Below are 7,832 nucleotides of genomic sequence, written 5' to 3'. Positions count from 1 at the left end.
CCACCGTGCCCGGCTTATGGACTAGCCAAAGCCACTCCAACAACACAGTTGCTACAGGGATGTACTTGCGGCGTGTCGTGCGATGGTGGGCGGGCAAGGGCCCTGCAGCAAAGGCGCAGATGATCCGCTCTCCGCCTGATCTGCCAGTATTGAGCAATCAGGTAGCGACAACTGCATCGGGCCTATCGCGATCACTTGGCGATCTTCAAGTCTGGTCGAGCGCGCGGTGCCCTCACTGCTCGCGGGACACGCCGTGAATCCGTACGTGGAGGCTCGGTGGCGGCATCCATGCCGCCACACGGTCCCGCAATCGGCGAGGACACCACGCCAGACGGTTGGCTGGTGATTTAGCGAACGTATCTTGTCAGCGGCGCTTAAAGATTTCGCTTTGCCGCCGATATCAAGGCGACGCCGGGACAACCTTCCGGGCCTCATCCCGCTTCCACTGTGCTTGTGCCCATGTCCCAAGGCGATACCTCAGAGTCAGAGCTGGACCACGATGCCGATCACCTCGCCGAAGGTGACGAGCGTTACCTGCTGCGCAACAAGCGGCAGATCCGTGGGTTGTTGCGCCAGCTGTTGGACCAACGCGCCGTGGTGACCATGCACGTGGCCGGCCGCGACATGGCCGTGCCCACCGCCGTGCTGGAAATCGACGAAGACGACGACTGCGTGATCCTGGACGGCAGTCATAACGACGCCTCCAACCGCGCCATCGAAGGCGCCAAGTACCTGCTGTGCTACGCCCAGCTGGAACGGGTCAACATCCGTTTCCGCCTGGACAACGCCGAACGCCTGGAGCGCGACATCCACGTCGCCTTCCGCGCCGAGCTGCCGGAAGTGATGTACCACCTGCAGCGCCGCGAGTCGTACCGGCTGGAGACACCGATCACCGACTCGCCCATCTGCATCATCCGCCAGGATGACGCGCAGGGCGGCAACCTCAACCTGCAGCTGCGTGTGATCGACATCAGCAGCGGCGGCCTGGCCGTCTCGCTCACTGCCGGCATGCCCCTGCTCGAACTGCAGCGCACCTACCGCAACTGCACCCTGCAACTGCCCGATGCCGCGCCGATCGCGCTGCCGCTCACGGTCTGCAGCCAGTACAAGCAGACCCTGCCAAACGGCAGCGAAGGCTTCCGGGTCGGCATGCAGTACAGCGACCTGCCGCGCGGCGCCGATGAAACCATCCAGCGCTACATCTTCCGGGTCGACCGCCAGCGCAATGCGCGCAAGAGCGGCGTGTTCTGAACCCGACCGTACCGTCCCCGGCACGCACCTAAAGTTGCCGAGCGCGGCGCCGATGTTGCTATGGCAACCCTCTTCCAACCCTGTGCCGCAACCTGACACTCAGCCGCAACGCCCGGAGTTTTCATGAACGACAAAAGCACTGCCACCGGCACCGGTGGTGAATTCCTCAGCTTCGCCCTGGGCGAAGAACACTACGGCGTGGACATCCTGAAAGTGCAGGAAATCCGCGGCTACGATTCGGTCACCCGCCTGCCGGACGCACCCGATTACATCAAGGGTGTGATCAACCTGCGCGGCACCATCGTGCCGGTGATCGACCTGCGCCTGAAGCTGCGCCTCAAAGAAGCGCGCTACGACGCCTTCACCGTGATGATCGTGCTCAACGTCGAAGACCGCGTGGTCGGCATCGTGGTCGACAGCGTCTCGGACGTCATCCCGCTCAACGACGACCAGATCCGCCCGACCCCCGAATTCGGCGCCTCGGTGGACACCCGCTTCATTTCCGGCATCGGCACCCAGGACGATCGCATGCTGATCCTGCTGGACATCGAAACCCTGCTCGACAGCACCGAGCTGGGTCAGCAGCAGCTGGCCGAAGAAGCCGCCTGATCGGCGTTGCCGATCGACGCGTCCGAGCGACGCAACGGAAGTAGCGGTGCCCGCGGTCGTCAGATGGCGTGTGACTGGCAGTGACTGCGATGTGCGTTTGCACGTCGCTCGCCGTCAGCCCACACGCAATCAGACGGCCGCAGCGGTTTCTGGAGGTCCTGTACGACCATCAGGTGTCAGGAGCGTCCCGACACGCGACGCACGACCGAATCAAAGTGCGATGCGATTCACGTTTTTTGGATTCAAGTTGAACCGGAGCTAGCCGATAGCTGAATAGAAGCCCGCGTTCACAAACGGGTCACTGTTCGACTTTCGATTCTGGAGAATCCACATGAAGTTCCTGCTCTCGCTCCTCCCCGTCGCTGCTCTCGTGATCGTTGCTCCCACGCTGTCGGCCCAGTCGCAGGAAATGATTCCGCCGGAGATGGCCACCCGCTTCGTCGGCAAGGACGGCATGGTGTGCGGCAAGGTCGAAAAGGCCAAGTACGCGCAGAGCTCGGAAGGTGAGCCCACCTTCCTGTACATGGGCGGCATGTTCCCGCGCCACACCTTCTCGGCCCGCATCGACGGCGCCAACCGCGGCAAGTTCAGCTTTGCCCCCGAATCCCTGGAAGGCAAGGACGTCTGCGTCCTCGGCAAGATCCAGCGCGACAGCTCGCGCGCCGAAATCGAAGTCAGCTCCCCGGCCGGCCTGAAGCTCGCCACCATCAAGTAATCGCCTCGCACATCGCCACGCCCACGCGTGGCGATGTGCTGTGTGGGTTATGCGGACTGACTTCTACGGGGAATCGTGTCAATGCAATGGATCAATAATCTGAAGTTGATGCCGCGCCTGATGCTCGCATTCGGCATCGTGCTGCTGATCATGCTGGTGCAGGGAATCATCGCCTACGCGGGCCTGGCATCGCTCAACAACGTCACCCGCGACCTGGCCGGCAACACCATGTCCAGCGTGCGCGAAGCCGGCGATCTGCGCGGCATGCTCGGCGAATACCGGAATGCGTCTTATCAAAACCTCGTGCGCGCCAGCGACGCGGTCAAGCAGGAAGCCAAGGTCCGCGCCAAGCGCCTCAATGGCGAAATCGAAGCAACGATCAAGGGCTACCCGCGCCTGATCGAAAGTCCGCAGCAGAAAAAACTCTTTGACGTCTTCGTGGCGGACTGGAAGAAGGCCGCCGCCTCCTACGCCAGCGTCGACGAGATGGTCGAACTGAACCTGCCCGACGATGCGGTCGACACGTTTGTCGGCGAAACCCGCACCCTGCACAACAAGGCCAAGGATTCGCTGGCCGCGTTGATCGCCGAAGACAACCTGCTGGCACAGGCTGCCAAGACCAAGGCCGAAAAGGTCCACGCCACCTCGGTCACGCTGACCCTGCTGGTGTTGCTGATCGGCATTGCCGGCGGCCTGGGCCTGGCGTTCCTGTTTGCCCGCGCCATCGTGCGCAGCATGCGTGGTGCGGTCAGCACCGCCACCGAGATCGCCGGCGGCAAGCTGGACGGCCAGATCAATGTGCAGGGCCAGGATGAAGTGGCCGAACTGATGCGTTCCATGCAGCGCATGCAGCGCGATCTGAAGGAGCGCATCGAACGCGACCGCACCATCGCCGACGAAAACCTGCGTATCCGTACCGCGCTGGACAAGTCGTCCACCGGCACCTTCATCACCGATCCCGACCGCGTCATGATCTACGCCAACGACGCGTTCAAGAAGATCGTTGCGCAGTACGAGAGCAGCATCCGCCTGGCCTCGCCGGAATTTGATGCCAACAAGGTCATCGGCCAGCACATCAGCTACCTGGGTCTGTCGGATGCGACCGTGCGCAAGGCCATCGCCGCGCTGGAACGCGATGGCGTCACCAGCTTCGAAGAGCGCTTCGGCGAAGTGGTGCTGGCGCAGACGGTCACCGGCATCAAGAACGAGCACGGCGAGAATACCGGCGAAGTCTGCGAGTGGCGCGACCGCACCGTCGAAGTCCAGGTCGAAGAAGAAGTCGCCCGCATCGTGCGTGCCGCCGCCAGCGGCGACATGAGCGGCCGGGTGGAAACCGACGGCAAGCAGGGCTTCTTCCTGCAGCTGGCGCAGCAGCTCAACGGCTTGCTGGATGCCAACGCCGCCAGTATCGAGCAGATTTCGTCGCTGCTGTCGGCACTGTCGCGCGGCGACCTCACCGTGCGCATGCACGGCCAGTTCAGCGGCGTGTTCGCGCAGATGCGTGACGATGCCAATGCCACCGCCGAACAGCTGGCCGACATCGTCGGGCGCATCAAGTCTTCGTCCACCGCCATCAACGCGGCGGCCGGCGAGATCGCCTCCGGCAACACCGACCTGTCCCAGCGCACCGAGCAGCAGGCCGCCAACCTGGAAGAAACCGCCGCCTCGATGGAAGAGCTCACTTCCACCGTCCGGCAGAACGCCGAAAGCGCCCGCCAGGCCAATCAGCTGGCGATCGGCGCCACTGGTGTGGCCTCGCAGGGCGGCGAGGTGGTGTCGCAGGTGGTCACCACCATGTCCGGCATCGAAGCCTCGTCCAAGAAGATCGCCGACATCATCAGCGTCATCGACGGCATTGCGTTCCAGACCAATATCCTGGCCTTGAATGCCGCAGTGGAAGCCGCGCGTGCCGGCGAACAGGGCCGCGGCTTTGCGGTGGTGGCCTCGGAAGTGCGCACGCTGGCACAGCGCTCGGCCGGTGCGGCCAAGGAGATCAAGGGCCTGATCGACGATTCCGTGCACAAGGTTGCCGAAGGCTCGGCACTGGTGCGCAAGGCCGGTGCCACCATGGCCGACATCGTGGCCAGCGTGCAGCGCGTGACCGACATCATGGGCGAGATTTCGGCCGCTTCGCAGGAGCAGTCGGCCGGCATCGAGCAGGTCAACCAGACCATCACCCAGATGGACGAAACCACCCAACAGAACGCTGCATTGGTTGAGGAAGCCACCGCGGCCGCCCGCTCGATGGAAGAGCAGGCCGGCCACCTGGCCGAAGCGGTGTCGGTGTTCAAGCTGGACGAACCGGCCGCCGTCGCCGCGCAGGCCCGCGTGCGTCCGGTCGCATCGCGTCCGGTTGGCGTCAAGACCGCCGCAAAGCCGGCCCCGCGCACTGCGGCAGCGTCCGCGCGACCTGCCACGCCACAGGCCGCCCTGGCCGACGGTAATTGGCAAGAGTTCTGATCCACCGCTGTCACCCACAACGCCCCGGCCCTGCCGGGGCGTTGTGCATTTGGAGCCACTGCTGCAGCGTGGATCTAGGTTGACCCCTGCGCGCGCACGCTGCCGGGGATGTCACGGCGTGCGGCGTCAGCGCGCAGCGCCCGGCAAACGCGCAGCCCGGCTCAATCACACTGCCTACCGAACACAACCTCGCGCAATCCACGCATTGGCGCTTCAGTTGCGCGGCTCCGTGGCCGATATCCAGTGATAGCTAACGACGCGTATGGATATGACGACTACGACTCCTGCTTCAGACACACGCGAATTCGATTTCGGCGACCGCGATTTCAAGCGCGTCTGCGACCTGATCTATCAGCGTGTCGGCATCGCCCTGGCCCCGGCTAAGCGCGACATGGTGTATGGCCGCCTGTCGCGCCGCCTGCGTGTGCTTGGCCTGCGCTCGTTCCGCGATTATCTCGACCAGCTGGAAGCCGGCAACGACGAGGAAGAATGGCAGGCGTTCACCAACGCACTGACCACCAACCTGACCTCGTTCTTCCGCGAGCCGCACCACTTCGACAAGCTGCGCGAAGAACTGCAGAAGCGCGCCTCGCAGGCGCCATTGAAGATCTGGTCGTGCGCCGCCTCCACCGGCGAGGAGCCCTACTCCATCGCCATCACCGCCTGCGAAGCCTTCGGCACACTGACCCCGCCGGTGAGCATCGTCGCCACCGACGTCGATACCCAGGTGCTGGAGACCGCCTCGCGCGGCGTCTACGCCATCGACCGCGTCGCCTCGCTGGATGCTTCGATCAAGCGCAAGTACTTCCAGCGCGGCAGCGGACCCAACGAGGGCAAGTGCCGGGTGATTCCGGCGCTGCGCCAGCTCATCGAATACCGCCAGCTGAACCTGCTGGCCCCGCGTTACGACGTGGGCGGCCCGTACGCGGCGCTGTTCTGCCGCAACGTGATGATCTATTTCGACAAGCCCACCCAGCGCGGCATCCTGTCGCGTCTGGTCAGTCACATGGGCGACGACGGCCTGCTCTACACCGGGCACTCGGAGAACTACCTGCACGCGGCCGATCTGATCCAGCCGTGCGGCCGCACGCTGTATCGGCGCGCCCCGCGCGCAGGAGCCTCTGCATGAGCACCGCCGTGCAAGTCGATGACGTGATGCGGTACCGCGATTCGCGCTTCCAGACCATCACCGCCAAGCTGCTGCCCACCCAATACCTGGTGGTGGACGACGACACCGCGTTGACGACCACCTTGGGATCGTGCGTTGCAGCCTGCTTGCGCGACCCGGTGCTCAAGATCGGCGGCATGAATCACTTCCTGCTGCCCGAAGGTCAGGTCGGCGATGGCGCACCCGCGCGCTACGGCAGTTATGCGATGGAGTTGCTGATCAACGACATGCTCAAGCGCGGCGCGCATCGCAAACGCATCGAAGCCAAGGTCTTCGGCGGCGCCAACGTGCTCAAGGGCTTCACCAGCAACCCGGTCGGCACCCGCAACGCCGAGTTCGTCCGCCAGTACCTGCAGGCCGAACACATTCCCATCATTGCCGAAGATCTGTGCGGCATCCATCCGCGCAAGGTGTGGTTCTTCCCGACGACCGGCCGGGTGGTCGTGCAGCGTCTGCCGCACGCGCACGAAGCCGAAGTCGCCGCCGCCGAATCGGCCGTGCGTGCCCGTCTGTCCAAAGCACCGGTCACCGGTGGAGTGGAGCTGTTCGAATGACGCTGGAAACTCCCGTACGTGTTCTCATCGTCGACGATTCGGCGGTGGTACGTCAGATGCTCACCGAAATCCTCTCGCGCGACCCGGGCATCGAAGTGGTCGGCTCAGCCGCCGACCCGCTGCTGGCGCGCGAAAAGATCAAACGCCTCAATCCGGACGTGCTCACGCTGGATGTGGAAATGCCGCGCATGGACGGCCTGGTGTTCCTGGAAAACCTGATGCGCCTGCGGCCGACGCCGGTGGTGATGATTTCCTCGCTGACCGAGCGCGGCGCCGATACCACCCTGCAGGCCCTGTCCCTGGGCGCGGTGGACTTCGTGTCCAAGCCCAAGATCGACGTCGCGCGCGGGCTGGAAGGCTATGCCGAGGAGATCGTCAGCAAGGTCAAGATGGCCGCCAAGGCCAAGGTCAGCGCGCTCAATCGCCCCAGCACCCCCAAGGTCACCCTGGACATGCAGTCGGCGCCGGTGCCGGGCAGCGCACTGCGCTTCCGCACCACCGACCGCCTGATCGCCATCGGCGCCTCCGCCGGTGGCACCGAAGCCCTGCGCGTGGTGCTCGAACACATGCCCGCCGACGCGCCCGCGGTAGTGATGACTCAGCACCTGCCGGCCAGCTTCAGCACCGCATTCGCCGAGCGCCTCAACCGCCACTCGGCGATGTCGGTGCGCGAGGCCAGCGATGGCGAAGCCATCCTGCCCGGCCACGCCTATCTGCCGCCGGGCGGCCAGCACCTGCGCATCATTCGCGACGGTGCGCGCTGGCGTTGCCGCATCGACGACGGCCCGCCGGTCAACCGGCACAAGCCGGCGGTGGATGTGCTGTTCCGCTCGGTCGCTGCCAATGCCGGCCCCAATGCGGTGGGCGCCATCCTCACCGGTATGGGCGACGACGGCGCGCGCGGCCTGCTGGAAATGCTGCAGGCCGGCGCACCCACCCTGGTACAGGACGAAGCCAGTAGCGTGGTCTGGGGCATGCCAGGCGCCGCCTACAAGCTGGGTGCCGCGCAGGAAGTGGTGCCGCTGGACCGCGTGGCCGAACGGCTCATCGCACTGTCGGCGCAGGCGCGCTGATC

The 7,832-nt window shown here is 64.8% G+C and carries 7 protein-coding genes; all 7 read left to right on the top strand.

All coding sequences use genetic code 11. The features are described 5' to 3' along the window. Positions 1-459 precede the first annotated feature (459 nt). The 7 genes from ABQZ09_RS19105 to ABQZ09_RS19075 all read left to right on the top strand — a co-directional run bounded on the left by ABQZ09_RS19105 (position 460) and on the right by ABQZ09_RS19075 (position 7,830). A complete protein-coding gene (locus ABQZ09_RS19105; RefSeq protein WP_039408168.1) occupies positions 460-1,251 on the top strand; it encodes a flagellar brake protein in 792 nt (263 codons plus the stop codon). 123 nt (positions 1,252-1,374) lie between these two features. Then, a complete protein-coding gene (locus tag ABQZ09_RS19100; RefSeq protein ID WP_005993869.1) occupies positions 1,375-1,860 on the top strand; it encodes a chemotaxis protein CheW in 486 nt (161 codons plus the stop codon). A gap of 331 nt (positions 1,861-2,191) precedes the next feature. Beyond that, positions 2,192-2,575 carry a hypothetical protein gene (locus ABQZ09_RS19095; protein ID WP_039408161.1) on the top strand — a complete coding sequence of 128 codons (384 nt, stop codon included), beginning with the start codon at positions 2,192-2,194 and terminating at the stop codon, positions 2,573-2,575. Positions 2,576-2,656: 81 nt separating this feature from the next. After that, positions 2,657-5,035 (top strand): methyl-accepting chemotaxis protein, encoded by a 2,379-nt coding sequence (locus tag ABQZ09_RS19090; RefSeq protein ID WP_349777643.1) that lies wholly within the window; start codon positions 2,657-2,659, stop codon positions 5,033-5,035. Between the two features lie 262 nt (positions 5,036-5,297). Next, positions 5,298-6,164: a CheR family methyltransferase gene (locus tag ABQZ09_RS19085; protein ID WP_039408156.1), complete on the top strand. Its 867-nt coding sequence runs from the start codon at positions 5,298-5,300 to the stop codon at positions 6,162-6,164. Continuing rightward, positions 6,161-6,757 carry a chemoreceptor glutamine deamidase CheD gene (gene cheD / locus ABQZ09_RS19080; RefSeq protein WP_024937701.1) on the top strand — a complete coding sequence of 199 codons (597 nt, stop codon included), beginning with the start codon at positions 6,161-6,163 and terminating at the stop codon, positions 6,755-6,757. Before ABQZ09_RS19085 ends, cheD begins: the two co-directional genes overlap by 4 nt. Continuing rightward, positions 6,754-7,830, top strand: coding sequence for a protein-glutamate methylesterase/protein-glutamine glutaminase (locus ABQZ09_RS19075; RefSeq protein ID WP_047696216.1), 1,077 nt, complete (start codon positions 6,754-6,756; stop codon positions 7,828-7,830). Before cheD ends, ABQZ09_RS19075 begins: the two co-directional genes overlap by 4 nt. Positions 7,831-7,832: the final 2 nt, after the last annotated feature.

This window comes from Xanthomonas sp. WHRI 6106 (genome assembly GCF_040202405.1).
In the GTDB taxonomy this organism is placed as follows: domain Bacteria; phylum Pseudomonadota; class Gammaproteobacteria; order Xanthomonadales; family Xanthomonadaceae; genus Xanthomonas; species Xanthomonas cannabis.
This window is presented reverse-complemented; position numbering and strand designations above follow the sequence as displayed.